This is a genomic window from Bradyrhizobium mercantei (genome assembly GCF_001982635.1).
GTDB lineage: Bacteria > Pseudomonadota > Alphaproteobacteria > Rhizobiales > Xanthobacteraceae > Bradyrhizobium > Bradyrhizobium mercantei.
The window spans coordinates 46,575-71,251 of record NZ_MKFI01000008.1 but is presented as its reverse complement, the minus strand read 5'-3'; the positions used below and the strand labels follow the sequence as shown (position 1 = coordinate 71,251).

Below are 24,677 nucleotides of genomic sequence, written 5' to 3'. Positions count from 1 at the left end.
ACCATGGCACTCAATCTGACACCCCCTGACATCAGCGAGCTGAAACCGCGGATCACCGTCTTCGGCGTCGGCGGCGCGGGTGGTAATGCCGTCAACAACATGATCACCGCCGGGTTGCAGGGCGTCGACTTCGTCGTCGCCAACACCGACGCGCAGGCGCTGACCATGTCGAAGGCGCAGCGCATCATCCAGATGGGCACCCAGGTCACCCAGGGCCTCGGCGCCGGTTCGCAGCCCGATGTCGGCGCTGCGGCCGCGCAGGAGGTGATGGACGAGCTGCGCGATCATCTCACCGGCGCCAACATGGTGTTCGTCACCGCCGGCATGGGCGGCGGCACCGGCACGGGCGCTGCACCCGTGATCGCCAAGGCCGCCCGCGAAATGGGAATCCTCACCGTCGGCGTGGTGACGAAGCCGTTCCACTTCGAAGGTCAGCGCCGCATGCGCACCGCCGAGCACGGCATTTCCGAGCTCCACAAGGTGGTCGACACGCTGCTGATCATCCCGAACCAGAACCTGTTCCGGGTCGCCAACGAGAAGACCACCTTCGCCGACGCCTTCGCGATGGCCGACCAGGTGCTGTATTCGGGCGTCGCCTGCATCACCGACCTGATGGTCAAGGAAGGCCTCATCAACCTCGACTTCGCCGACGTCCGCGCCGTGATGCGTGAGATGGGCAAGGCGATGATGGGCACCGGCGAGGCAACCGGCGAGAAGCGCGCGCTGACCGCCGCCGAAGCTGCGATCGCCAATCCGCTGATCGACGACTCGTCGATGAAGGGCGCCCGCGGCCTGTTGATCTCGATCACGGGCGGCAAGGACCTGACCCTGTTCGAGGTCGACGAAGCCGCAACCCGCATCCGCGAAGAGGTCGATGCCGACGCCAACATCATCGTCGGCGCCACCTTCGACGAATCGCTCGACGGCGTCATTCGCGTCTCGGTGGTCGCAACCGGCATCGAGCAGGCCGCGATCGCGTCCCGCGCCCAGGCTCCCGCGCAGCAGCCGGGTGGTTCGCCGGAGAGCCGGCTGGCCGATCTGACCGCCCGCCTGCGTGCCGACAATCAGCGCATGGCCGAGCGCGCCCAGAAGCTGGAACCGCCGACCGGCGTGACCGTCGCTCCGATTGCACCGCAGGCCGCCGCGCCCCGTCCGGCCGTCGAGCGTGCGGCGCTCGCGGCGATCGCCGCCGCGGTGGCCCCGGACAGCGCACCGGCTGCCCAGGCGCCGATGCAGCCGGCCTCCTACGGTGACGTCACCGTGCGGCCGATCGCCCAGAAGCCCTCGCTGTTCCCGGACCATGAGGCGGCCAAGGCCGAGCATCACGAGCCGATGCCGCCCGAGACCTTCATCCCGCAGGCGGCGGAGCGGTCGCCGGTCCGTGCCCCGCGGATGCCGAAGTTCGAGGATCTGCCGATGCCGGCCCAGGCCGAGATCCGCCAGGCCAGCGGTGACGGCGAGGCGGAACACCCGCAGAAGACCCGGCTGTCGCTGCTGCAGCGGCTCGCCAATGTCGGCCTCGGCCGCCGCGACGAAGAGACCGAGCCGCCGATCGCGGCCCGCGCCTCCGGTCCGGCCATGCCCACGATGCCGCCGCTGCCCGAGCGCAAGCCCGCCCGCAGCGTCGCCCAGCAGATCTCGGCGAACGAATCGCCGGTATCGGAATATGCGAAGCGCCCCGCGCCGCAGGGCCTGGACGCTCATGGCCGCCAGGCGCCTGTTGCCCCGGCGCCACAGGGCGACGACCATCTTGATATCCCGGCCTTCCTGCGCCGGCAGGCAAACTGAAGTTTGTTACAACCTTGGCCACGAACAAGGCCTCGGCGGGGAACCGCCGGGGCCTTTTCCTTGCTGTGGGCAGGCGATTGTGCCGGACAAACAAGCAACTGATTTTGAATGATTAATTATTCTTTCGGTGGTTGGATGGCGGCCCGCCGAGAGCCGTTTTCGCTGCCGCAATTTGGTTAACCTTGGGCGCGAATGCGGCAGAGATGGGGTAACAATCGGTAAAGAAGCGTGAGTTGTGCGGTTTAGGGCAGTGACTATGGTCTGCCGTGACTTGGGGAGCTCAAGCGAGTCGGCCTTGGGGAAGTTTGGCCACTTGAATTGAGCGAAGTCGGGTAGTGGGCATTATCGAATGAAGTTCAGCCGTCAGACAACGCTTCGGTCGCAAGCCACCGTGACTGGCGTAGGCGTTCATTCCGGTCTTCCTGTCAGTCTCACGCTGGGACCTGCGCCTGTCGACGCGGGTTTTATTTTTGTCCGCACCGGTCTCGACGGCGCCGACCGTGAAGTCACCGCCACCGCCGACGCTGTGATCGCTACCGAATTTTCGACGGTGCTCGGTGACCGCGAAGGGCCGCTGGTCTCCACCGCCGAACACGTGCTCGCTGCGCTGCGCGGCATGGGCGTCGACAACGCCACGATCGAGGTCGACGGACCCGAAGTTCCGATCATGGACGGCAGCTCGGCCGCGTTCGTCGCCGCCATCGATCAGGCCGGCATCGTCACCCAGCCCGCCGTTCGCCGCTTCATCCAGGTGGTGAAGCCGGTGCAGGTGAAGATCGGCGAGGCCGTCGGTGAGCTGCGCCCGTTCGCCGGCGGGTTCCGGGCCGAGGTCGAGATCGATTTCGCCAATCCGGTGATCGGCCGTCAGAGCTTCTCCTTCGACCTGTCGCCGGAAAGCTTCCGCCGCGACGTCGCGCGGGCCCGTACCTTCGGCTGCATCAGCGACACCGCGCGGCTCTGGAGCGCCGGTTTCGCGCTCGGCGCGTCGTTCGACAACACGGTGGTGTTCGACGAGACCCGGCTGCTCAACACCGAAGGCCTGCGCTACAGCGACGAGTGCGTCCGCCACAAGGTCTTGGACGTGATCGGCGATCTCTCGCTGGCCGGCCTGCCTCTGCTCGGCATCTATCGTTCGAAGCGGGGCGGTCACAAGCTCAACAATGCGGTGCTGAAGGCGCTGCTCGCTGATCGCAGCGCCTGGCGCGTGGTCGAAGCGGAGACCGCCCGGCGGCCGGTCCGCGGCCATGTCGAAGCCGGTGCAGGCACCGTGGGCGGTCTGGTCGCCCCGGCCTACGGCCCGGACGTGTCCTGATCGCGGCAGGCGGTCGGGCCCAATTTCCGTAATAACCACAGCAGGCTGTGAGCTTCGTCGGGTCGCCTTATTCCCGGCGGATTGGCTTCGTATTCGGTTGGTCCACGGTCATTTTTCGGTTAAACAGGCCTGCGGTTGCGAGTGACGGCAGCCAATGGCACGGGAATTATTGCATCCATGACCGCGGTTCATGGGTGGAGTGGGGTCGCCGTTAACCGCATCAAAGGCGTCAGGTTTTAAAATTCATGTCGGCAATGCGTATGGCGCTCGAACCACGCGATTCTTCTGACGTCTCCGGCCTGACCAAGGCCGCGCGCACGCTGCGTTTCGCGGCGGGCCTGATCGTGCTGGCCCTGCCGCTCTCAGGCTGCGGCACCGGCGCGCTGTGGGACAAGTTCATGGCCAAGGACGACACGTTCGTCGATGAGCCCGCGGACAAGCTCTACAATGAGGGCTTGTACATGATGAACGAGAAGAAGGACCTGAAGGCCGCCTCGAAGAAGTTCGAGGAAGTCGACCGGCAGCATCCCTATTCGGACTGGGCCCGAAAGTCGCTGCTGATGTCGGCCTATTCGTATTACCAGGCCGGCGACTATGACAGCTGCATCGGCTCCGCCACCCGCTACGTCACGCTGCATCCCGGCAGCCCGGACGCCGCCTACGCCCAGTACCTGATCGCGGCATCGCATTTCGACCAGATCCCGGACATCTCGCGCGACCAGGGCCGAACCGAGAAGGCGATCGCGGCGCTCGAAGAGGTGGTGCGCAAATATCCGACCTCCGAATACGCCACCCAGGCCAAGAACAAGATCCAGGCCGCGCGCGACCAGCTCGCCGGCAAGGAGATGGCGGTCGGGCGCTATTACATCGAGAAGCGCGACTTCACCGCCGCGATCAATCGCTTCAAGACCGTGGTCACGCAGTATCAGACCACCCGTCACGTCGAAGAGGCGCTCTACCGGCTCACCGAAGCCTATATGGCGATCGGCATCGCCGGCGAGGCGCAGACCGCCGCCGCGGTGCTCGGCCACAATTTTCCGGACAGCCGCTGGTACAAGGACGCGTATAATCTAGTAAAGTCCGGCGGTCTCGAGCCGAGCGAGAATCAGGGTTCCTGGATCAGCAGGACCTTCAAGAAAATAGGTCTCGGCTAGGAATTGTCCTCGCATGCTGGCCCGTCTGTCGATCCGTGACATCGTCCTGATCGAACGGCTTGATATCGAATTTTCCCGTGGCTTGGCGGTGCTGACCGGCGAAACCGGCGCCGGCAAATCGATCCTGCTCGATGCTTTTGCGCTGGCGCTTGGCGGCCGCGGCGATGCCGGCCTCGTGCGCCACGGCGCCGAGCAGGGGCAGGTCACCGCCATGTTCGATGTCCCGAAGGGGCATCCGGCGGCCAGGATCCTTGCCGAGAACGGCCTCGACGACACCGGTGAGATGATTCTGCGCCGCGTGCAGCTCGCCGACGGCCGCACCCGCGCCTTCATCAACGATCAGGCGATCAGCGTGCAGACGCTGAAGGCGGTCGGCGCCGTGCTGGTCGAGATCCACGGCCAGCACGACGAGCGCGCGCTGGTCGACGCCTCCACTCACCGCCGGCTGCTCGACGCCTTCGCCGGCCACGAGAAGGACGTCGCGGCGCTGGAAGCGCTGTGGGACGTCAGGCGGACCGCCGGCACCGCGCTCGACGAGCATCGCGCCGGCATGGAGCGCGCCGCGCGCGAGGCCGACTATCTGCGCCATGCCTCGCAGGAATTGAAGACGCTGGCGCCGAAGGACGGCGAGGAGACCGAGCTCGCCAACCGCCGCACCACCATGATGCAGGGCGAGAAGGTCGCGACCGATCTGCGCGAGGCGCAGGAGGCGATCGGCGGCTCGCATTCGCCGGTGTCGGCGCTGTCGGCCGCGGTACGCCGGCTGGAGCGGCGCGCCGCCAATGCGCCCGCGCTGATCGAGCCGGCGGTCAAGGCGATCGACATTGCGATCAACGCGCTGGAGGAGGCCGACCAGCACCTCAACGCTGCGCTGGCGGCAACCGATTTCGATCCGGCCGAGCTCGAACGCATCGAGGAGCGGCTGTTCGCGCTGCGCGCCGCCTCGCGCAAATATTCGACGCCGGTGGATTTATTGGCCGCGCTGGCGGCGCAATACGCCGGCGACGTCGCGCTGATCGATGCCGGCGCCGACCGGCTGAAGAAGCTGGAAGCCGCCGCCGCCGAAGCCGACCAGCGTTATGCGGCCGCGGCTGCAAAGCTGTCGGCGGCGCGCAGCAAGGCGGCCGAGAAGCTCAACAAGGCGGTCAATGCCGAGCTCGCGCCGCTCAAGCTCGAGCGCGCGAAATTCATGACGCAGGTCGAGGCCAATGCCGCCTCGCCGGGGCCGGAGGGCATCGACCGTGTCGAGTTCTGGGTCCAGACCAATCCGGGCACCAAGCCTGGACCGATGATGAAGGTCGCCTCCGGCGGCGAGCTGTCGCGCTTCCTGCTGGCATTGAAGGTCGTGCTGGCCGATCGCGGCTCGGCGCCGACCTTGGTGTTCGACGAAATCGACACCGGCGTCGGCGGCGCGGTGGCTGACGCGATCGGCTCGCGGCTGGCACGTCTCGCCGGCAAGGTGCAGGTGATGGCGGTGACGCATGCGCCGCAGGTCGCGGCCCGCGCCAGCCAGCATCTTCTGATCTCCAAGGACGCGCTCGACAAGGGCAAGCGCGTCGCCACCCGCGTCAACGCGCTCGCAGCCGACCATCGCCGCGAGGAGATCGCGCGCATGCTGGCCGGCGCCGAGATCACGGCCGAGGCGCGGGCCGCCGCGGAACGCCTGCTGCGGGCGGCGAGTTAGCTCGTCCATGGCCACCAAAGCGAAGAAAGCGCTGGTCGACGTCGACAAGCTTACCAAGGCGCAGGCCAAGGTCGAGCACATGCGGCTTGCACTCGAGCTCGAGGGCCACGACAAGCGCTACTATCAGGACGACGCGCCCAGCGTTACCGATGCCGAGTACGACGCGCTGCGGCAGCGTTACAACGCGATCGAGAAGCGCTTTCCTGAATTCGTCACCGCGGAATCGCCGTCGCAGAAGGTCGGTGCCGCGCCGTCGGGACGCTTCAGGAAGGTCCGCCATTCGCTGCCGATGCTGTCGCTCGACAACGCGTTTGCGGAAGCTGACGTGGTCGACTTCGTCGGACGCATCACGCGCTTTTTGAAACTGCCTGACGACAAGATCGATTTCTCGGCCGAGCCGAAGATCGACGGGCTCTCGATGTCGCTGCGCTATGAAGGCGGCGAGCTCGTCACCGCGGCAACCCGCGGCGACGGCGCCGAGGGCGAGGACGTCACCGCCAACATCCGCACGCTGGAAGACGTCCCGCAGAAACTGAAGGGCCGCAACGTGCCCGAGATCTGCGAGGTGCGCGGCGAGGTCTACATGACCAAGAAGGCGTTCCTCGCGCTCAACGAGCGGCAGAAGGTCGCCGGCGATACCATTTTCGCCAATCCGCGCAACTCCGCAGCAGGCTCGCTGCGCCAGAAGGATCCCGGTATCACCGCCTCGCGGCCGCTCGGTTTCTTTGCATATGCCTGGGGCGAGATGAGCGCGATGCCGGAAGAGACCCAGACCGGCATGATCCACTGGTTCGAACGCTGCGGCTTCAAGACCAATCCGCTGACCAGGCTATGCCATTCGGTCGAGGAGCTGATCGTCTTCCATCGCAAGATCGAGGAGCAGCGCGCCGAGCTCGACTACGACATCGACGGCGTCGTCTACAAGGTCGACCGCATCGACTGGCAGGAGCGGCTCGGCTTCGTGTCGCGCACGCCGCGCTGGGCGATCGCGCACAAATTCCCGGCCGAGCGCGCCATGACCGTGCTGCGCGACATCGAGATCCAGGTCGGGCGCACCGGCTCGTTCACGCCGGTCGGCAAGCTCGAGCCGGTCGGTGTCGGCGGCGTGATCGTGCAGAACGTCACGCTGCACAACGAGGATTACATCAAGGGCATCGGCAACAAGGGCGAGGTGCTGCGCGAGGGACGCGATATCCGGATCGGCGACACCGTGGTGATCCAGCGCGCCGGCGACGTGATCCCGCAGGTGGTCGATGTCGTGATCGACAAGCGGCCGAAGAGCGCCAAGGAATTCCATTTCCCGAAGAAGTGCCCATGCCCGCTGCACACCGACGTGGTGCGCGAGGAGACCGCGACCGGCGAGGAAGGCTCGCGGCTGCGCTGCAGCGGCGAGTTCGCCTGTCCGTTCCAGAAGGTCGAGCACCTCATTCTGTTCGTCTCGCGACGGGCCTTCGACATCGACGGCCTCGGCGTGAAGCAGCTGCAATATTTCTTCGACGAGGGCTGGGTCAAAGAACCCGCCGACATCTTCACGCTGCCGAAGCGCAACGCGAAGCTGAAGCTGGAGGACATCGAGGGCTACGGCGAAACCTCGGTGCGCAACCTGTTTGCCGCGATCGACAGCCGGCGCAGGATCGGGCTGGAGCGCTTCATCTATGCGCTCGGCATGCGCCATGTCGGCGAGACCACCGCGCTGGCGCTGGCGCGCGGCTACGGCTCATGGGATGCGTTCCACGAGGCCTGCCTCAAGGTCGCCAAGGGCGACGAGGAGGCCATCGCCGAGATGGATGCGCTCGACCAGATCGGCGACACCGTGATCAAGAGCATCGCCGACTATTTCGGCGAGAGCCACAATCGCGGCATCGTCGAGCGGCTCACCGCTGAACTCGACGAGATCATCGACGCCGAGAGGCCGAAGAGCAATTCGGCGATCTCCGGGAAAACCGTGGTTTTCAGTGGGTCGCTGGAAAAGATGACGCGTGACGAGGCCAAAGCTAACGCCGAAAGGCTAGGTGCGAAGGCCGCTAGCTCGGTATCAAAGAAGACAGACTACCTAATTGCAGGACCTGGCGCGGGCTCGAAATTGACGGATGCCCAGAAGCACGGCGTCACCGTGCTCACCGAAGACGAGTGGCTGAAGCTGATCGGGGAATAGGGCGCGGCGCCTCCGCACTCACCGCTGTCGTCCTCCGCGACCCGTCTTCGCCAAGGCTTCGCCGGGGTAAAGGGGCTGGGCTCGCCGAAGCTCTAGCAAAGGCGGCAAGCGGGGGACCCAGTATTCCAGAGGCAATCGTTGTTGAGCGGATAGGCCGCGGCGTACTGGATCCCCCGCTCTCGCGGGGGATGACGAGTTGAGCGTGGGGGCGCGAGCGCCGCTCCTCACATCATCCCCGTCTCATCCTCCTCGGCCTGCGCGATCAGCTCTTCGCTCACCACCACGTTCCGCCGCGGCACCACGAAGATCATGGTGCAGGCGCAGGCGATCGAGATCGCAAAGATCGCCGATGTCAGCGGCAGCGTCGTGGTCGAATGGCCGCCGAGATAGGCGCCGAACTGCGAGATCAGCGAGCCGATGCCCTGCTGCAGGAAGCCCATCGCGCCGGAGGCGGTGCCGGCGGCCTCGGGGCGGATGCTGATGGCGCCGGCGGCGGAATTGGCCATCACGAAGGCGTTGGCGATCATCACGATCATCTGGGTGCCGAACAGCCAGAGCGGGGCCTGGTTCAGCCCGGTGAAACTCCAGATCAGGTTCAACAGGCTGCCGCCGAGCTGAAGTGCGAGGCCGAACCAGATCAGCTTCTCGAGGGAATGCCGCGGCGCGAACCGCACGCAGAGCAAATTGCCGACGAAGTAGCCGAACCCGGTCATCGCGAACCACGCGCCGTATTCGGCGCTGCTGCGGCCCATCTGGGTCACCACGATGTAGGGGCCGCCGCCGGCGAAGGCGAAGATGATCTGCGACGCCAGCACCTGGCACAACAGATAGCCGACGAAGGCGCGGCTTCGCAGCAGCTTGCCGAGATCGCCGCGAAAGCTCGAGCTCTCGGCGCGGTCGCGGCGGGTTTCGGGCAGCGCCAGTGCGATGAAGATGGTGACGGCGAGCGACGCCGCGGTGATGAAATAGAGGATCGCGCGCCAGCCGAACGTCGTCTCCAGCAGACCGCCGGTCAGCGGGCTCACCATCTGCGCGATCATCAGCGCGGCGACGACCAGGCTGATCATGGCGCCGACCCGCTCGCGCGGATAGAGGTCGCGGATGATGGCGCGGCTGATCACCATGCCGCTGGCGCCGCCAAGCGCCTGGAAGAAGCGCGCGGCGATCAGCTGCGGCAGGGTCTCGGCAAACACCGAGCCGATGCCGGCCGTCACCATCAGCCCGAGGCCAGCGAGCAGCACCGGGCGGCGGCCGAACTTGTCGGACAGCGGCCCCATGATCAGCTGCGACAGCGCGATGCCGACCATGTAGAGCGACACCGTCATCTGCGCGATCGAAATGTCGCGGCCGAACGTCGTCGCCAGCACCGGCAGCGCCGGGACCAGCATGTAGAGCGAGATCGGCGCCACGCCCGTCATCACGACGAGCATCAGCAGCATGACCTTCGATGTCGCGATGTTGTTGTCGTTGGTGTTGTCTTGGGCCGCGCCGGGCGGCTTGCCCATCACGCCGTGCATTCAGGTCCGATCCAGCATTGTGGAACGACTGTAGCGCGCCCGTTCGCGCCGAATACGCGTGTTTCGGCATACGCCCATGCGATTTCAGGCGACGCCGCGGCGATGTTTCGTCTCGCGCAATTACCTCACCGCCGTTGGCCGCGAATTCCACTGTCGTCCTCCGCGAAAGCGGGGGACCCAGTATTCCAGAGGCAGTAGTTTTAATCCGATGGGCCGCGGCGTACTGGATCCCCCGCTTGCCGCCTTCGCTAAAGCTACGGCGAGCCCAACGCCTTTACCCCGGCGAAGCCTTGGCGAAGACGGGTCGCGGGGGATGACACCGAGTATGAGGAGAGGGTGAACGTAAACTCGACGCCGCTACGTCAGCGCCGCCGTCGCCTCGTCGAGCCACAGCTTGGTGGGGTTGTCGTCGAGATGCGGGCGCACCGTGCGCGCGACGCGGGCGTGGTAGTCGTTGAGCCAGGCCAGCTCGGCCTCGCTCAGCATGCCGACCACGATCAGGCGGCGATCGATCGGCGCCAGGGTCAGCGTCTCGAAGGCGTTGACCGGCTTCTCGGCGCCGGCGATGTCGGTGCCGATCACGAGCTCGAGGTTCTCGATCCGGATGCCGTAGGCGTCGGTCTTGTAGTAGCCCGGCTCGTTGGACAGGATCATGCCGCGCTTCAGCGGCGTGGTGCCGAGCTTCGAGATCCGCGCCGGCCCTTCATGGACGCTGAGATAGCTGCCGACGCCGTGGCCGGTGCCGTGCTCGAAATCGATCCCGGCCTGCCAGAGATATTGCCGCGCCAGCGTGTCGAGCTGCGCGCCGGTGGTGCCGTCGGGGAAGATCGCGCGGGCGATCGCGATATGGCCGCGCAGCACGCGGGTGAAGCGGTCGCGCATCTCGTCGGTCGGATTGCCGATCGCGATGGTGCGGGTGACGTCGGTGGTGCCGTCCTGATATTGCGCGCCGGAATCGATCAGCAGCAGGTCGCCGGGCTCGATGCGGCGGTTGCTCTTGCGCGTCACGCGGTAATGCACGATGGCGCCGTTCGGTCCGGTGCCGGCGATGGTCGGGAACGAGACGTCCTTCAGCGCACCGGTTTGGCGGCGGAAGGTTTCCAGCGCCTCGACGGTGTCGATCTCGGTGAGGTGGCCCGAGGGCGCCTCGCGGTCGATCCAGGCGAGGAAGCGCGTCAGCGCCACCGCGTCGCGCTGATGCGCTGATCGCGTGCCCTCGATCTCGGTGATGTTCTTGACCGCCTTCAGCAGGCTGACCGGATCGCTGCCGCGCACCGGCTTGCCGCCGGCAGTCGCGATCAGGCGGCTCAGGGCGTCGGCTGCGGTTGCGCTGTCGAGCGCGATCGAGGCGCCGCGCTTGGCGAGCTCGGTGAGCTTTGGCGCCAGCGCCGCCGGCTCCTCGACATCGGCGGACTGCTCGAGATGGTCGCGGGTCGCGTTGGACAGCTTGCGGTGATCGATGAACACCACCGGCCGGCCGTCCTTCGGCACCAGCGCGTAGGACAGCGGCAGCGGCGTGTGCGAGACGTCGGCGCCGCGGATGTTGAAGGTCCAGGCCACCGCGTGGCTGTCGGAGAGCACCAGCGCGTCGACGCCGAGCTTGTTGATCTCGAGCCGGATGCGCTTCAGCTTCTCGGCCTCGATCTCGCCGGAAAACTGCGTGCCGTGGATCGTGACCGGGCCGAGCGGCGGCGCCGGTCGTTCGTGCCAGATCGTATCGACCGGATTGCTGTCGACGGCGACCAGCTCGGCGCCGGCCTTGGCGCAGGCCGCCGCCAGCCGTTCGGCTGCCGCAGAAGTGTGCAGCCAGGGGTCAAATCCTAGGCGGTCGCCGGCGGCCAGATGCCGGGTCAGCCAGTGCTCCGGCGGCGGCTCGACCAGCGGCTCGACCTGCCAGGCCTTGCGGTCGACCTGCTTGGCGGCCTGCAGCGTGTAGCGGCCGTCGACGAACAGGGCGGCTTCCTTGCCCAGCACGATCGCGAGCCCGGCCGATCCGGTGAAGCCGGTCAGCCAGGCGAGCCGCTCCTCGGAGGCCGCAACATACTCATTCTGCTGTTGGTCGGCGCGCGGAACCACAAATCCCGTCAGCTTGCGCCGCGCCAGCTCCTCGCGCAGCGCGCTCAGCCGCGCAGTCAGCGCCACGCCGCCTTCGGGCTCTTCGAACGTCTGGAAATGGGCTTCGAACATCGCCTTCACACTCTCTTCGGGCCGAGCATGATCTCCGCACAAGCGCAGTCAAGCGTGACCATATTTTTGGCATAACTTATGCTTGAATCATGGCATAGTAGAACTGACCGGACGGTGTCCACAGCACGTCATCGGTCATGCGTACGGGGAGTGTCCAGGAGTGTCTCAACTCAACGGTGAGGAGATGCACGATGCCTGCATTCACGTTTGAGAAGATCTCGCCGCCGGTGCCCCCCGGCCCGATCGCTCCGGTCGAGCAGAAGCAGCGTGGCGTCATCGTTCAGATGCTGGATCGCTTCACCGAGGCGCGTGCCAGGCGCGCAGCAAGTCATGGCCGCGCCGCCGGTCAGGACAAGGCCGAGACGGCCGGCCGCGATTCCGACGCGCCGAAATAACCAACCCGCAGATCGCATTCACGGATCGAGCTCAGTCGCCTTCACGACGGTCACGTTGACGACCTTGGTGCCGTCGAGTTCACGCACTATCCGCTCATCGGGGCCGACGATACCGAGATCGAATTCGCGCTCCGGCGTCAGCAGCGTCATGCGCTGACCGGCGATGATGACGACGGTCATGTCGAGCGTCTCGCCGGATATCGCCCATTCCCTGAGCTCGTTGCGATACGGCTCCCTGCGCCAGGCGTCGGGGAAGCCCGGATCGCATCGGACCTCGAGACCGTCGTCGGAGGTGGTCAGGACGAGCTTCGAGCGAGAGGGCTTCCAGTGCTCTTCCAGGAGCTCGTTGACCAGCCAGACGCAGCTGAACGAGCGGCATTCCGCCGGCCGGCTCGGGTAGATCCGGCAGCCGCGGCCCGGCCTGCAATGCGGACACCACGCGTTGGCGGGCTTCGCCAGCTCCTCGATCGCCATCACCTTGCAGCAGAGCGTGCAGTCGCCGCACTGTCTGCCGGTCGAGGTCATTTAGAGCATGATCCGGAAAAGTGGAAACCGGTTTTCCGAGAGGATCATGCTCCAGCGAAGACATGAGATCATGATGCGATTTCCTCGCATCATGATCTTGACCGCAACAACAGGCTGCTCCAGCCCTCGATCTTGAGGTGCCGCAGCGGCACCAGCCCGCGGGCGCGATAGGCGGCGATCACCGCCGGCGCCTGGTGCGTCAGCAGGCCGGAGAGAATGACCTGCGCCGACGAGGCGAGGTGGCGCGCCATCGGCCCGGCGAGCTGCCGCAGCGGATTGGCGAGGATGTTGGCGAGCACCAGGTCGAACGGCCCGTCCTCGGCAAAGCGCGGCGACGCAAAGCCTGTGGCGCGGATCACGTCCACCAGATGGCCTGCGCCGTTCAGCCGGGCATTCTCCTCGGCGACCCGCACCGAGGGCGGATCGATGTCGCTGGCCAGCAGCCTGCCGTGCAGCGCCTTGGCGGCGGCAATCCCCAGCACGCCGGTCCCGGTGCCGAGATCGAGCACGCGGCGGGGCTGATAGGCCTTCAGCACGTGGTCGAGCAACAGCAGGCAGCCGCGCGTGGTGCCATGATGGCCGGTGCCGAAGGCGAGGGCCGCCTCGATCTCGATCCCGAGCTTGTTCGAGGGTATCCTGTGCCGGTCATGTTGGCCGTGGACGATGAAGCGGCCGGCCGCGACCGGGACCAGGTCCTCCAGGCTGGCCTTGACCCAGTCCTTGGCCTCCACGGTGTCAAAAACTAAAGTCGATGCGACATTCTGTCGCACCACCTGTCCGACCAGGTCGCGCAGCAAGGTTTGATCCGGCGGCTCGGCAAAATGGACGGTGACGTCCCAGCGGCCATCCGGTCGCTCGAAGGCTGCAAAAGCCGCCTGATCCTCGAAAAACATCTCGGAAAGCGCGTCTACCACGCGCTTTGCGGTCTGTTCGTCGGAAAGGGTGATGCTGGCGCGATGTGTCGACGGGGTCATCGGAGGCCGGTAGCGCGCTTTTTGTTAAAATTTCAAGCCGGATTCAATCGAATATCGCGAGAATTGATAGGTTCCCGATTCAGACAACCTTAGATACCGCCGTACTACTACGGTGGCGGAACTCGGGAACACCCTTCGTTCCAAGGCATCACAACCAAGGGCAGGGCTGCAATGAAGGCTATTTTCGTTAAGTTTTTGCGGAATGAATCCGGCGCGACCGCCATCGAATACGGACTGATCGCGACCGGCATCGCCATCGCCATCATCGCTGCGGTGAACGGTGTCGGCACGTCGCTGAGCGGCACGTTCAGCACGATTGCCGGTTCGCTGAAGTAAGATCTAGCAGACGGCGTTCTCGAGCAGGCACCGGGCAACGACGCCCGGTGTTTTCTTTTTGACCGGTTGCCCACAGCGCCCCACGCAGCTTGTCAACACGACATCAACTGGGTTGTCCCCGGGGTTGTCGGCACTCGCACCACAGGCAGTCCACCGGGATACTCACCGGCTTTGCTGCCAGGGGACACCAGGTCCTTCCACCGTAGTCCCACAGCTTCTCAACAGACCTGTCCACAGCTTGCCGCGCCATGACCGCGGCGCGTGGTGCGTCGTCCAAGCTATGCAAACAGCGCGCGATGGTCCGACAGGATGGCCCGCGCGGCGTTGTGGCCGGGGGCGCCGGTGACGCCGCCGCCGGGATGGGCGCCGGAACCGCAATGGTAGAGACCGCGGAGCGGTCCGCGGTAGTCGGCATGGCCGAGCATCGGCCGCGCCGAGAACAGCTGGTTCAGCGTCAGTGCGCCGTGGAAGATGTCGCCGCCGAGCAGGCCGAATTGCCGCTCGAGGTCGAGCGGCGACAGGATCTGGCGGCCGACCACAGCGCTTGCGAAGCCGGGGGCGTAGCGGTCGACGGTTGCGACCATCAGGTCGGCGACCTCCTCGCGATGGTCGTCCCACGATCTGCCGTCAGGCAGTTGCGGCGCGACGTGCTGGCAGAACAGGCTCGCGACATGCTGGCCGGGCGGGCTCAGGCTGTCGTCGAGCGTCGAGGGGATCAGCACCTCGACGACGGGCGCGCGGCTCCAGCCGAATTCGCGCGCATCGCGCCAGGCGCGATCCATGTAGCCGAGGCTTGGAGCGATGATGATTCCAGCGGTGAGGTGATCGCCGGGGCCGGGCAGCGCGCTGAACGAGGGCAGGGCGCTCAGCGCCACGTTCATCCTGAACGTGCCGGACCCATTCTGCCATCGTGAGATGCGCGCGAGGAATTCGCCTGCCAGCGCGCCCTCGGGCACCAGGCGCGTGTACAGCAGTTTCGGATTGACGTTCGAGACGAGATATCTGGCGCGGATGGTCTTGCCATTGTCGAGGATGACGCCAGAGGCGCGATCCTTCTCGACGATCACCTCGCGGACACCAGCATCGGTCGCGATCTCGACGCCATGGCTGCGCGCGGCGCTCGCCATCGCCTGGGTGATCGCGCCCATGCCGCCGATCGCATGGCCCCAGACGCCCTTTTTGCCGTTCACCTCGCCGAACGCATGATGCAGCATCACGTAGGCCGAGCCCGCCGCGTAGGGACTGGCGTAATTGCCGACGATGGCATCGAAGCCGAACAGCGCCTTGACGAGGTCGTTCTCGAAACGCTCGTCGAGCATCTCGCCGGCCGATCGCGTGAACAGGTCGAGCAGATCGCGCTGCTGTTCCAGCGACAGCCGCCGCAGGATGTTGGCGGTGCCGAGCGCGTTGATGGCCTCGCTCATTGCGCCGATGCCGAACCCTTCGACGAGGTTCGGCGGCGCGCGCAGCACGAATTGGCGCAGCACGTCGGCGATGGCTTCGAGTTCGCCGGAAAACACGCCGATCGCCGCAGCGTCGCGCGGGCTGAGCTTTGCGACCGACTGCTCGGTGCGGCCCTCGCCGGTCAGCAGATAACTGCCGTCGGGCGCGGGCAGAAAATTCTGGGCGCGCCGCTCGACGATCCGCAGGCCGTGATCGGCAAGTTTCAGGTCAGAAATGATCTGCGGGTTGAGCAAGCTCACCGTGTAGGCGGCAACCGAATTGCGGAAGCCCGGACAAAATTCTTCCGTGACGGCGGCACCGCCGACCACCTTGCGGCGTTCCACGACCTTCACCCGCAGCCCCGCCATCGCGAGATAGGCCGCGCAGGTGAGGCCGTTATGCCCCGCACCGATGATGACGACGTCTGCTTCGTTCATGTCCGCTTCAAGAAGGAGTGATTAGAGCATGATCGAGAAAGAAGGAAACCTTCGTTCCCGGAAGGATCACATCCGAAAGATCCAATGTGCTGTGGCGCCGCCGCGCCGCGTCGTCAAGTCCACGTGACCGCGGTTTCTTGTCCGTGATACTGCCGTATGCTCAATTCAAGTCCTCCGGTGTGCCGCCGCCGGACCGTCCGCCTCCGGCGCCCGCCGGGTCCATGCCGGAGCTTTCATGACATCTGAGCCGTCCGCCTCGCGAAACCGGCTGGTGCTGGTTGTCTACACCGCCGCGATCTTCGTCAGCGCCCTGCTGCTGTTCTCGGTGCAGCCGCTGTTCACCAAGATGGTGCTGCCGCGGCTCGGCGGCTCGCCGGCGGTGTGGTCGGTGGCAATGGTGTTCTTCCAGTCGCTGCTGCTCGGCGGCTACGCCTATGCGCATCTCCTGATGAAGCTGAAGCGCCGTGTCGCGCCGGTTGCGGTGCATCTGGTTCTGCTCGTCGTCGCGCTCGTGACATTGCCGCTGTCGATCAGGAGCGGCTGGGGCGAGCCGCCGAATTCGGGCTACGCGCTCTGGCTGCTCGGCCTGTTCGCGGTCTCGATCGGGCTGCCGTTCTTCGCGCTCGCCGCCAACAACCCGCTGCTGCAGGCCTGGTTCGTGCGCACCGGCCACCCCAACGGCCCCGATCCGTATTTCCTCTATGCGTCCTCGAATATCGGCAGCTTCCTCGCGCTGTTGTCCTATCCGGTGCTGCTCGAGCCGATGTTCACGTTGCGCACCCAGAACCTGATCTGGACCGCCGGCTATGGTCTCTTGATCATTCTGATTGCCGGTTGCGGCGTGCTGCTGTTGCGATCGCCGGCCAGTGCCGGCGTACTCAACATGCAGGTCGACGACGCCAACGCGCCGGCGCCGTCGTGGGGCTTGCGGGCGCGCTGGATCTTCCTCGCCGCGGTGCCGTCCGGCCTCCTGATCGCGGTGACGGCGCATATCTCGACCGACGTCGCGGCGGCTCCGCTGCTCTGGGTGCTGCCGCTGTCGCTGTATCTCCTGACCTGGGTGCTGGTGTTCCAGTCGCGGCCGCTGCTGCCGCACAAATGGATGCTGCTGGCACAGCCGCTGGCGATTGCCGGTGTCGTGATCCTGCTCGCGGTCGGCGGCGAGCAGAACCTGCTGCTGACGCTCGGCGGCCATCAGCTCTGCTTCTTCATCATCGCGATGGCCTGTCATGGCGAGCTCGCACGCACCCGCCCGGCTGCGAAATATCTCACCGGCTTCTACGTCGCGCTGTCGTTCGGCGGCATGGTCGGCGGCCTGTTCGCGGGACTGATAGCGCCGTTCACGTTCTCATGGATCGCCGAATATCCGATCCTGCTGGCGCTCGCGGCGCTGTGCCGTCCGCCCGGCGGCGCGGAGCGGCTGCCGCGCTGGAGCGCCTGGTACTGGCCGTTCCTCGCGGTGCTGGCGGTGGCGCTGATCGCGCCGAGCTATTCGGCGGGCGACATCTTCAACTGGTTCGACGACCATCGGGTATGGGTGATCGGCGCCGTCGGCGTGCTCTCGGCGCTGCTCGCGCTCGCGCTGAATGCCAATCGCTGGAAGATCTTCGCCACCGTCGTCGTCGCGTTGGTGGTACTGCGCGCCTATCCGTCCGACGATGGCCGCGTCGAAACCGTCCGCAGCTTCTTCGGCGTGCACAAGATCGTGGTGACGCCGAACGGGCAGTATCACGTGCTGATGCATGGCACCACGATCCACGGTGCCGAGAAGTTCAAGAACGACGACGGCACGCCGGTCACCGGAAAACCGGAGCCGATCAGTTATTATCACAAGGACGGCGGCATCGGGCAGGCGATCACGGCGATCCGCGAGCGCAAGGGCGCGCCGCTGAAAGTGGCTGTCATCGGGCTCGGTTCGGGGACGCTGACGTGCGCATCGGCCCCTGGCGAGGACTGGCGCTTCTTCGAGATCGACCAGTCGATGGTCGACACCGCGCGCGACCCGAAATACTTCACCTACATCCAGAACTGCGAACCGAACCTCAAGCCTGTGATCGGCGACGCGCGGCTGACCTTCGCCAAGGAGCCGGACGGCGTCTACGATCTCATCATCGTCGACGCCTATTCGTCGGACGCGATCCCGATCCATCTTGCGACCGAAGAGGCGATGGCGATCTACAAGGAGAAGCTGGCGCCGCAGGGCGCGGTCGTGATGCACGTCTCCAATCGCCATCTCGAACTGGCCAGCGTCGTGGTCGGCATTGCCGATGCCAACGACATGAAGAGCTGGGTCTACAGCGAGGATTCCGGCCGCGACAACGAGTACATCTTCTCGACCTCGGTCGTGGTCTCCGCGCGCGAGGAGGAGGACGTCGGCAAGCTCGCATCGTCTGATGTCTGGACCGAAACCGAAGCCGACGAGAAGCAGCGGGTCTGGACCGACGATTATTCGAACGTGCTGGGTGCGGTCTACCGGCGCTTGCGCGACGGCGAGCAGTAGCGCCGGCCGTCTCTAGCGGTTCGCTACCAGCAGCCTGGCGATCTGCGGCTTGACGATTGCGGCAAACATTCCGGGGTCGCCGAAGGCTCTCGCGGAGAGCATTGCGCCATGGACCGATGCCATCAGCATCTGGGCCTCGTCATCCGGCCGCTTGTCCAGCCGGATCAATTGCTGCTCCGCGCCGGCCCGCAGCACCGACGTCAGCCATCCCGCGAGATGATGGAAATGGGCGCGGACGCGGGATGCGACCTCTTCCGGCAGCATCGGCGTCTCGCCGGCAAGCATCGCGCACACACAGAACGGCAGCGTGGCGTCCTGAATGCACGCCTGCCAGAAGTTCACGTAAGCCTGCAGTTGATCGGCCGGGCTTGCGGACTGCTCCCGGAGCGCCTTCAGGCCCAGCTCGGTCTGCTGCCTGTAGCGATCCACCAGCGCCGCAACCAGCTCGGCCTTGGTCGGGAAATGATGGTGGATGCTCGCCTTCCGGATGCCGATCGCATCCGAGATGTCGGCATAGCTGAAGCCGTTGTAGCCCCCCGCAACGATGAGGGACTGCGCGACGTCGAGAATTTTTTCGGAAGTCGAAATCATCGCATTCATGTCAGCCCTACCTTCCAGTAGGTAAATTGCTAAGGCATATCAAGGCCTTCGTCGTCTCACACAAGGACGTGTCCAGGCACCAATTGACTCGAAACTTCTGTCTACCTACTAGTAGGAAGACAAATAGGGAGTCTGTCAATGCAAAGCCACCTTTCGACCCAGTCCGCCTGGCTGCGATCCTATTATCTCGGGCGCGCCATCTTCTCGATCGCCTGGGTTGCCGCCGCCGTCCTGTTCAGCGCGCAAGCCGGCCCCGCCGCGTTTCTGCTCGTGATCTACCCGGCATGGGACGGCGTCGCCAATCTGGCCGACGCCCGGGTCAACGGCGGGCTGATCGCCAATCCATCCCAGACCTTGAATGCCGTGGTCAGCGCTATAACCGCGCTCGCCGTGATCGCGGCGGTGGGCCACAGCAGCTATGCCGTTCTCGCGGTATTCGGAGTTTGGGCGATCCTGTCGGGCGTGCTGCAATTGGTCACCGGCGCCAGACGCTGGCGTGACTATGGCGCGCAATGGGCGATGATCCTGAGCGGCGCGCAGTCGGCACTCGCCGGCGGCTACATGATCAGCCGATCGCTAGGCACCGTGGCGCCGACCATTCTGGACGTCGCTCCCTATGCAGGATTCGGCGCATTCTACTTCCTGCTGTCCGCGATCTGGCTGGTTGCGACAGCCCGTCGCCACGCACGTGCGTAGGTGTTGGCTGGCTGCGTCGGAGAGCGCCAGCTCGACTCCAACGCGATAGCTATTTCTGTTCCGGCGGCGCTGCGTTCGCCGAGGTGGTCGCCGCCGTCGGCTTGTCCGGGCTTGAGGCGGCGAGCAGCGGCATCGTCGGCGTGGTTTCGCCGGCGTCCTCGTCGAGGAATTGCTCCACCCCGGCCTGGATCGACGCCTTCGCGCTGTCCGGGCCGCGGTCGCTGAGGTCGTTGTGATGGAATTCGGTCCGCACCACCTTGATGCCGAGCCGCGCGCAGGTCTCGTCGTCGGGCACGACGCCCGGATCGGCCTTGAACACCGGATCCCTGGAGCGGAACGAGAGAATCTTGATCTTGCCGTCGGTGATGAAGGGGACGCGCAGATTGTCCAGCGTCACGACCTTCTTGACCAGGTCGGGATGCTGCTTGGCGAAGAACATCGAGATGTCGCCGCCGTTGGAATGGCCGATCAAGGTCAGCTGGCGATAGTTCGCGTTCGGATAGAGCTTCTTGAGCTCGTCGATCGCATACATGATGTTGAAGACGCCGCGATTGTATTGCATGCGGCGGCCGACATATTCCTCGCCGACCCTGGTCACCATCGGCGCATCGGTGTCGAGATCATGCTGGATGCTGATCACGAGGTAGCCGCGTGACGCGAAGACGTTGGTGAGGAACGAGTACTCGGTGTTCTTGACCGTGTTGCCGTGGCTCAGGATCGCGACCGGCAGCTCGATCATCTCGGCCATGGCCTGCATTTGCCGGTCGCGACGGACCGCCACCTCGACCGTGACGTTGCGGTCGCCGCGCAGAACGTCATGGAACGTCAGCGTGGTGTGACGGATGGCCCATCTGTCCGTCGTGAAATAGCCGGCCATCGTCACGATGCACAGGCAAAGGACAATGATGCCCCGTTTCATTTTGACCTCTGATCTTGCCTACGTGGCGCGCGCTCCGGCCATGATGTCACGGGCATTCCGCGTGAATCGGCCTCCAGAGGCCAGGCGGGCGCTGTTGCCGCCGAATATCGGGCCAATTTTACAATCAGATGACGACACGACGACGGGCCACGGCGCAGGGCGGCGCGGGCGTTTTGCGGCGGTCACAAGCGGGTGAGGGGAGCGTGAACTGACGGCGCGCGGGCTGTGGCGCCGTCAGTGGATCAGGAGAGCAGGCGTCTCAGTTCTGATAGCTGTTGCCGTAGAAGTCGCGCTGCTGCTGGTAGTACGGCCGCGGCTGATAGTAGCCCTGCGGCGCCGGCGCGTAGCCCTGGTTGCCGTAATACTGCTGCTGGCCATAGGCCTGCGCGTCGTAGACGCGACGGCTCGAGGGCGGCGCCGGGTAGCGCTGCGCGGTGGAGCTGCCGTCGGCCGGATAGATATAGCCGTCGTCGGCACGGGCCTGCGCGGGATATTCGCGCGGCTGCGGTGTCAGGACCATGGGGTCGCCGGCGGCGGCGGTGCCGTACTGCTCGTCCTGCTGCGGCGCGCGGCGGGCGACCGCGGTGCCATTGCGGCCACGCGGATTGCGCGCCAGCGCGACCTGGGATGAGCCGGTCAGCGTCACCGTGGTGTTGAGCACGCCTTCCTTCTGGACCAGAGCGTAGAGCGTGGTCGCGTTGTCGCGCGACAGCCGCACGCAGCCATGCGAGGCCGGCGTGCCGAGGCGGCTGACCGAGTCGGTGCCGTGAATCGCGTGTCCGATCTTGGTGAAGAAGATCGAATGTGGCATCGGCGCGTCGTCGAATTCCTTGGAGTAGTGATCCTCTTCCATGCGGAAAGCGCGGAAGCTGCCGTTCGGCGTTTCGCGCGAGGGGATGCCGGTCGAGACCGGCCAGTGATAGCGCGCGACACCGTCGACCGCGACGGTCATCTGCTGGTTGTCCTTGTCGATGGTGATATCGACCTTGGCCTGCGCGGCGCCGGCGGTGAACAGCATCACGGACGTGAACGCAATGAGGAACGAACGCATTTTACCTTTGGCCTCCGGGCCCAATCGCAGCAGCGGCTCTCCGTCCCCGCAACCAATATGCACGGAATCCGAATTTGGTTCCAGTCGGGGACCCCATGCATCGTTAATCCCGCACGCGGCGCAAACAAGGCCGAAGCCGGGCTCGCATGTCACGCTGGGCTGACATTTTCGCGAGCGGGCCGCGACCATGGCCCCAATTCGCCGCCGATACGCAACCATTTGGCCGCACGGGCGTTTTACAATCCCGCCCAGCGCCGCACTCGCGTCGCGCATCAAGGAATCCAGATGAACAACACGGTTAAGACCGCGGCCGTCGTCCCAGCCGGCCTTTCCGCGCGGCCCCTGCTTGCTGCCGCAGCTCTCGCTTTGGCGCTGGTGGCAGTCCCCCATGCCGGTCATGCCCAGGGCATCGTCCGTGGCGCGCATGAGGGCGCCTATGAGGGCAACCGGGTTGCCGGTCCGGTGGGTGGCGTGGTCGGCGGCGCGGTGGGTGCTGGCGTCGGCGGCGCCATGGGCGCGGTCAAGGGCGTGTTCGGCATCCCGGATCGCGGCTACCGCCGTGGCCACCGTTGCCGCGGCTATTACCGCCACGGCCATTTCCATTGCTATTGATTGGAATCGTCATTCGGGGCGCGCCGCGACGCGCCCCGAATGATTGCTTAGTCAGTTCTTCAGCCGGTAGCCGGTCCGGAAAATCCAGGCCACGATCACCATGCAGGCGACCAAAAAGGCCGCGGTCATGCCGAGGCTGAGCCCGACGCTGACATCGGCGATCTCGTAGAAGCTCCAGCGGAAGCCGGAGATCAGATAGACCACCGGATTGAACAGCGTGATGGTGCGCCAGCCGGACGGCAGCATGTTCACCGAGTAGAAGCTGCCGCCGAGGAAAGTGAGCGGCGTCACCACCAGCATCGGGATCATCTGCAGCTTCTCGAAGCCGTCGGCCCAGATGCCGATGATGAAGCCGAACAGGCTGAAGGTGACGGCGGTGAGCACCAGGAAAGTCAGCATCCACACCGGATGCTGGATATGCAGAGGTACAAAAAGTCCGGCCGTCGCCAGGATGATCAGGCCGAGGATGATCGACTTGGTCGCGGCGGCGCCGACATAGCCGATGACGATCTCGAAATACGAGATCGGGGCCGACAGGATCTCGTAGATGGTGCCGGCGAATTTCGGGAAGTAGATGCCGAACGAGGCGTTGGAGATGCTCTGCGTCAAGACCGACAGCATCACGAGCCCGGGCACGATGAAGGTGCCGTAGCTGACGCCCTCGACCTCGGTGATGCGCGAGCCGATCGCGGCGCCGAACACTACGAAATACAGCGACGTCGATACCACGGGCGAGACGATGCTCTGCAGCAACGTGCGCCAGGTGCGCGCCATTTCGAACAGATAGATGGCCCGGATTGCGCGATAGTTCATGGCGCCCTCACGAGGCTGACGAAGATGTCTTCGAGGGACGATTGCCTGGTATCGAGATCGGAGATCCGGATGCCGGCATTGCGCAGATCGTTGAGCAGGCTGGTAATGCCGGTGCGATCACCCTTGGTGTCGTAGTCGTAGGTCACCGTGCGGCCGTCGCTGGACAGTTCGAGATTGTAGGCGGCCAGCACAGCAGGAATGGCATCGAGCTTGCTCTGCAGTTGCAGCGTCAGCTCCTTCTTGCCGAGCTTCTGCATCAACGTCGCCTTGTCCTCGATCAGGATGATCTCGCCCTTGTTGATGACGCCGATGCGGTCGGCCATCTCCTCGGCTTCTTCGATGTAGTGCGTGGTCAGGATGATGGTGACGCCGGCCGCCTGCAGCGTGCGGACCACCTCCCACATGCCCTTGCGCAATTCGACGTCGACGCCGGCGGTGGGCTCGTCGAGGAACAGGATCTGCGGCTCGTGCGACAGCGCCTTGGCGATCATCACGCGGCGCTTCATGCCGCCGGACAGCGTGATGATCTTGTTGTCCTTCTTGTCCCACAGCGAGAGGTCCTTCAGCACCTTCTCGATATGGGCGGGATTCTTCGGCTTGCCGAACAGGCCGCGGCTGAAGCTGACGGTCGCCCAGACCGATTCGAACGCGTCGGTGTGCAGTTCCTGCGGAACCAGCCCGATCATCGACCGCGCCGCGCGGTAGTCCTTGATGATGTCGTGCCCGCCGATCGCAATGCGGCCCTCGCTCGGATTGGCGATGCCGCAGATGATGCTGATCAGCGTGGTCTTGCCGGCGCCGTTCGGACCGAGCAGCGCGAAGATCTCGCCCTTGGCGATATCGAGATTGATGCCCTTCAGCGCCTTGAAACCGGAGCCATAGGTCTTTGAAAGATTGGATACGGAAATGATCGGCGACATCTGGGATCGGAAGCGTGAGGGAGGGGCGCGCGCGGATTTGGGCCCGGGCGGGCGCGTGATGCGGGTTCAGCCGAGATAGGGACGCTAGATACGTTCCGCAATCACCCCGCGGCGCGGAAATTTATTCTGCGGCGTGCGCTCTGACGGGCAGTTCGACCAGTGCGACCATGTAGGTCTTCAGGTCGTCAGCGACCTCAGGGTCTGCCTTCAGTTCGGTCAATGTCCGGGGACGGGGCAGTTCCTGTCCATCGTCCCTCAGGCCCTCGGCATAGAGCTCCAGCGCCTCGGGGGCATTGCGCAACGCCTCGTCGATATCATCGCCGGCGGACGTGCAGCCGGGCAGGTCCGGAAACCAGACGCCTACGGCGTAGTCCGGTCCGGCGTCCTCGATGATGGCGACGTAATGGGTCAAGGTGTGCCTCAATCGGGTTTCCAGCCCGCCCCCTTATAAATGGCACGCACCAGGCCTTTTCCCAAGTCCTTCTTGGGGTGCGGAACGACCAGCGTTTCGCCGGACCGTGGATTCTTGAAGACATGGTGAGAACCGGCAACCCGGACGAGGCTCCATCCCTCCCGCTCGAGGCGCCGAATGATGTCGCGGCTGTTGGTCAACATGAGGATTTCCGAGAACCAAGCGATCCAGACACTATGGTCGTGAT

At 65.3% G+C, this 24,677-nt stretch carries 22 protein-coding genes; 10 read left to right on the top strand and 12 right to left on the bottom strand.

Annotation, left to right across the window (positions count from 1 at the left end):
* The first annotated feature begins 3 nt into the window (after positions 1–3).
* The 5 genes from ftsZ (at position 4) to ligA (ending at position 8,093) form a co-directional block, all read left to right on the top strand.
* Positions 4–1,788 (top strand): cell division protein FtsZ, encoded by a 1,785-nt coding sequence (gene ftsZ / locus BI327_RS33180; RefSeq protein WP_076865585.1) that lies wholly within the window; start codon positions 4–6, stop codon positions 1,786–1,788.
* A 349-nt stretch (positions 1,789–2,137) separates the two neighbouring features.
* Positions 2,138–3,100 (top strand): UDP-3-O-acyl-N-acetylglucosamine deacetylase, encoded by a 963-nt coding sequence (gene lpxC / locus BI327_RS33175; protein WP_076865584.1) that lies wholly within the window; start codon positions 2,138–2,140, stop codon positions 3,098–3,100.
* A 245-nt stretch (positions 3,101–3,345) separates the two neighbouring features.
* Entirely contained in the window at positions 3,346–4,254 is a 909-nt protein-coding gene (locus BI327_RS33170; protein ID WP_076865583.1) for an outer membrane protein assembly factor BamD, read from the top strand.
* Positions 4,255–4,267: 13 nt separating this feature from the next.
* Positions 4,268–5,938 (top strand): DNA repair protein RecN, encoded by a 1,671-nt coding sequence (gene recN, locus BI327_RS33165; RefSeq protein ID WP_076865582.1) that lies wholly within the window; start codon positions 4,268–4,270, stop codon positions 5,936–5,938.
* A 7-nt stretch (positions 5,939–5,945) separates the two neighbouring features.
* Complete coding sequence (ligA, locus tag BI327_RS33160; protein ID WP_076865581.1) at positions 5,946–8,093, top strand: NAD-dependent DNA ligase LigA; 2,148 nt, start codon at positions 5,946–5,948, stop codon at positions 8,091–8,093.
* 224 nt (positions 8,094–8,317) lie between these two features.
* Here ligA and BI327_RS33155 read toward each other — a convergent pair whose 3' ends face one another.
* Both BI327_RS33155 and BI327_RS33150 read right to left on the bottom strand, forming a co-directional pair.
* A complete protein-coding gene (locus BI327_RS33155; RefSeq protein ID WP_076865580.1) occupies positions 8,318–9,610 on the bottom strand; it encodes a multidrug effflux MFS transporter in 1,293 nt (430 codons plus the stop codon).
* A gap of 357 nt (positions 9,611–9,967) precedes the next feature.
* Positions 9,968–11,797, bottom strand: a complete 1,830-nt coding sequence (locus BI327_RS33150; protein WP_076865886.1) for an aminopeptidase P family protein — start codon at positions 11,795–11,797, stop codon at positions 9,968–9,970.
* 191 nt (positions 11,798–11,988) lie between these two features.
* Between BI327_RS33150 and BI327_RS33145 the strand changes: the two genes are divergently transcribed.
* Positions 11,989–12,192, top strand: coding sequence for a hypothetical protein (locus BI327_RS33145; RefSeq protein ID WP_076865579.1), 204 nt, complete (start codon positions 11,989–11,991; stop codon positions 12,190–12,192).
* Between the two features lie 18 nt (positions 12,193–12,210).
* Here BI327_RS33145 and BI327_RS33140 read toward each other — a convergent pair whose 3' ends face one another.
* Entirely contained in the window at positions 12,211–12,717 is a 507-nt protein-coding gene (locus BI327_RS33140) for a hypothetical protein (RefSeq protein ID WP_076865578.1), read from the bottom strand.
* 89 nt (positions 12,718–12,806) lie between these two features.
* Positions 12,807–13,691, bottom strand: a complete 885-nt coding sequence (locus BI327_RS33135; protein ID WP_076865577.1) for a 50S ribosomal protein L11 methyltransferase — start codon at positions 13,689–13,691, stop codon at positions 12,807–12,809.
* Positions 13,692–13,862: 171 nt separating this feature from the next.
* Between BI327_RS33135 and BI327_RS33130 the strand changes: the two genes are divergently transcribed.
* Positions 13,863–14,027: a Flp family type IVb pilin gene (locus BI327_RS33130; RefSeq protein WP_076865576.1), complete on the top strand. Its 165-nt coding sequence runs from the start codon at positions 13,863–13,865 to the stop codon at positions 14,025–14,027.
* A gap of 278 nt (positions 14,028–14,305) precedes the next feature.
* Here the strand turns inward: BI327_RS33130 and BI327_RS33125 are convergent, their stop codons facing one another.
* Positions 14,306–15,907 (bottom strand): phytoene desaturase family protein, encoded by a 1,602-nt coding sequence (locus BI327_RS33125; protein ID WP_076865575.1) that lies wholly within the window; start codon positions 15,905–15,907, stop codon positions 14,306–14,308.
* Positions 15,908–16,142: 235 nt separating this feature from the next.
* Here BI327_RS33125 and BI327_RS33120 point away from each other — a divergent pair, with 235 nt between their 5' ends.
* A complete protein-coding gene (locus BI327_RS33120; RefSeq protein WP_076865574.1) occupies positions 16,143–18,407 on the top strand; it encodes a spermidine synthase in 2,265 nt (754 codons plus the stop codon).
* Positions 18,408–18,419: 12 nt separating this feature from the next.
* On the opposite strand, the gene BI327_RS33115 is transcribed toward BI327_RS33120, so the two are convergent.
* A complete protein-coding gene (locus tag BI327_RS33115; RefSeq protein WP_076865573.1) occupies positions 18,420–19,007 on the bottom strand; it encodes a TetR/AcrR family transcriptional regulator in 588 nt (195 codons plus the stop codon).
* Between the two features lie 138 nt (positions 19,008–19,145).
* On the opposite strand from BI327_RS33115, the gene BI327_RS33110 reads away from it, so the two are divergent.
* Positions 19,146–19,703, top strand: a complete 558-nt coding sequence (locus BI327_RS33110; RefSeq protein ID WP_076865572.1) for a DUF308 domain-containing protein — start codon at positions 19,146–19,148, stop codon at positions 19,701–19,703.
* 49 nt (positions 19,704–19,752) lie between these two features.
* Here the strand turns inward: BI327_RS33110 and BI327_RS33105 are convergent, their stop codons facing one another.
* Together BI327_RS33105 and BI327_RS33100 are read right to left on the bottom strand one after the other, a co-directional pair.
* Positions 19,753–20,622 carry an alpha/beta hydrolase gene (locus tag BI327_RS33105; protein WP_245335005.1) on the bottom strand — a complete coding sequence of 290 codons (870 nt, stop codon included), beginning with the start codon at positions 20,620–20,622 and terminating at the stop codon, positions 19,753–19,755.
* Positions 20,623–20,881: 259 nt separating this feature from the next.
* A complete protein-coding gene (locus tag BI327_RS33100) occupies positions 20,882–21,673 on the bottom strand; it encodes a L,D-transpeptidase (RefSeq protein WP_076865571.1) in 792 nt (263 codons plus the stop codon).
* Positions 21,674–21,958: 285 nt separating this feature from the next.
* Between BI327_RS33100 and BI327_RS33095 the strand changes: the two genes are divergently transcribed.
* Positions 21,959–22,285 (top strand): hypothetical protein, encoded by a 327-nt coding sequence (locus BI327_RS33095; protein ID WP_076865570.1) that lies wholly within the window; start codon positions 21,959–21,961, stop codon positions 22,283–22,285.
* 51 nt (positions 22,286–22,336) lie between these two features.
* On the opposite strand, the gene BI327_RS33090 is transcribed toward BI327_RS33095, so the two are convergent.
* The 4 genes from BI327_RS33090 to BI327_RS33075 all read right to left on the bottom strand — a co-directional run bounded on the left by BI327_RS33090 (position 22,337) and on the right by BI327_RS33075 (position 24,633).
* The gene (locus BI327_RS33090) at positions 22,337–23,098 is read right to left on the bottom strand and encodes an ABC transporter permease (protein ID WP_074128774.1); all 762 of its coding nucleotides are present in this window, start codon (positions 23,096–23,098) and stop codon (positions 22,337–22,339) included.
* Positions 23,095–24,018 (bottom strand): ABC transporter ATP-binding protein, encoded by a 924-nt coding sequence (locus tag BI327_RS33085; protein WP_076865569.1) that lies wholly within the window; start codon positions 24,016–24,018, stop codon positions 23,095–23,097. The genes BI327_RS33090 and BI327_RS33085 overlap by 4 nt, the downstream gene beginning before the upstream one ends.
* Positions 24,019–24,139: 121 nt before the next feature.
* Positions 24,140–24,430, bottom strand: a complete 291-nt coding sequence (locus BI327_RS33080; RefSeq protein ID WP_076865884.1) for a type II toxin-antitoxin system HicB family antitoxin — start codon at positions 24,428–24,430, stop codon at positions 24,140–24,142.
* Positions 24,431–24,438: 8 nt separating this feature from the next.
* Positions 24,439–24,633, bottom strand: coding sequence for a type II toxin-antitoxin system HicA family toxin (locus BI327_RS33075; protein ID WP_076865568.1), 195 nt, complete (start codon positions 24,631–24,633; stop codon positions 24,439–24,441).
* Between the last annotated feature and the right edge of the window lie 44 nt (positions 24,634–24,677).

Bases quoted from the DNA above. Each gene is read 5' to 3' on its own strand.
- ftsZ (WP_076865585.1), top strand. From the start codon at position 4: ATGGCACTCAATCTGACACCCCCTGACATCAGCGAGCTGAAACCGCGG.
- lpxC (WP_076865584.1), top strand. From the start codon at position 2,138: ATGAAGTTCAGCCGTCAGACAACGCTTCGGTCGCAAGCCACCGTGACT.
- BI327_RS33170 (WP_076865583.1), top strand. From the start codon at position 3,346: ATGTCGGCAATGCGTATGGCGCTCGAACCACGCGATTCTTCTGACGTC.
- recN (WP_076865582.1), top strand. From the start codon at position 4,268: ATGCTGGCCCGTCTGTCGATCCGTGACATCGTCCTGATCGAACGGCTT.
- ligA (WP_076865581.1), top strand. From the start codon at position 5,946: ATGGCCACCAAAGCGAAGAAAGCGCTGGTCGACGTCGACAAGCTTACC.
- BI327_RS33155 (WP_076865580.1), bottom strand. From the start codon at position 9,610: ATGCACGGCGTGATGGGCAAGCCGCCCGGCGCGGCCCAAGACAACACC.
- BI327_RS33150 (WP_076865886.1), bottom strand. From the start codon at position 11,797: ATGTTCGAAGCCCATTTCCAGACGTTCGAAGAGCCCGAAGGCGGCGTG.
- BI327_RS33145 (WP_076865579.1), top strand. From the start codon at position 11,989: ATGCCTGCATTCACGTTTGAGAAGATCTCGCCGCCGGTGCCCCCCGGC.
- BI327_RS33140 (WP_076865578.1), bottom strand. From the start codon at position 12,717: ATGACCTCGACCGGCAGACAGTGCGGCGACTGCACGCTCTGCTGCAAG.
- BI327_RS33135 (WP_076865577.1), bottom strand. From the start codon at position 13,691: ATGACCCCGTCGACACATCGCGCCAGCATCACCCTTTCCGACGAACAG.
- BI327_RS33130 (WP_076865576.1), top strand. From the start codon at position 13,863: ATGAAGGCTATTTTCGTTAAGTTTTTGCGGAATGAATCCGGCGCGACC.
- BI327_RS33125 (WP_076865575.1), bottom strand. From the start codon at position 15,907: ATGAACGAAGCAGACGTCGTCATCATCGGTGCGGGGCATAACGGCCTC.
- BI327_RS33120 (WP_076865574.1), top strand. From the start codon at position 16,143: ATGACATCTGAGCCGTCCGCCTCGCGAAACCGGCTGGTGCTGGTTGTC.
- BI327_RS33115 (WP_076865573.1), bottom strand. From the start codon at position 19,007: ATGAATGCGATGATTTCGACTTCCGAAAAAATTCTCGACGTCGCGCAG.
- BI327_RS33110 (WP_076865572.1), top strand. From the start codon at position 19,146: ATGCAAAGCCACCTTTCGACCCAGTCCGCCTGGCTGCGATCCTATTAT.
- BI327_RS33105 (WP_245335005.1), bottom strand. From the start codon at position 20,622: ATGAAACGGGGCATCATTGTCCTTTGCCTGTGCATCGTGACGATGGCC.
- BI327_RS33100 (WP_076865571.1), bottom strand. From the start codon at position 21,673: ATGCGTTCGTTCCTCATTGCGTTCACGTCCGTGATGCTGTTCACCGCC.
- BI327_RS33095 (WP_076865570.1), top strand. From the start codon at position 21,959: ATGAACAACACGGTTAAGACCGCGGCCGTCGTCCCAGCCGGCCTTTCC.
- BI327_RS33090 (WP_074128774.1), bottom strand. From the start codon at position 23,098: ATGAACTATCGCGCAATCCGGGCCATCTATCTGTTCGAAATGGCGCGC.
- BI327_RS33085 (WP_076865569.1), bottom strand. From the start codon at position 24,018: ATGTCGCCGATCATTTCCGTATCCAATCTTTCAAAGACCTATGGCTCC.
- BI327_RS33075 (WP_076865568.1), bottom strand. From the start codon at position 24,633: ATGTTGACCAACAGCCGCGACATCATTCGGCGCCTCGAGCGGGAGGGA.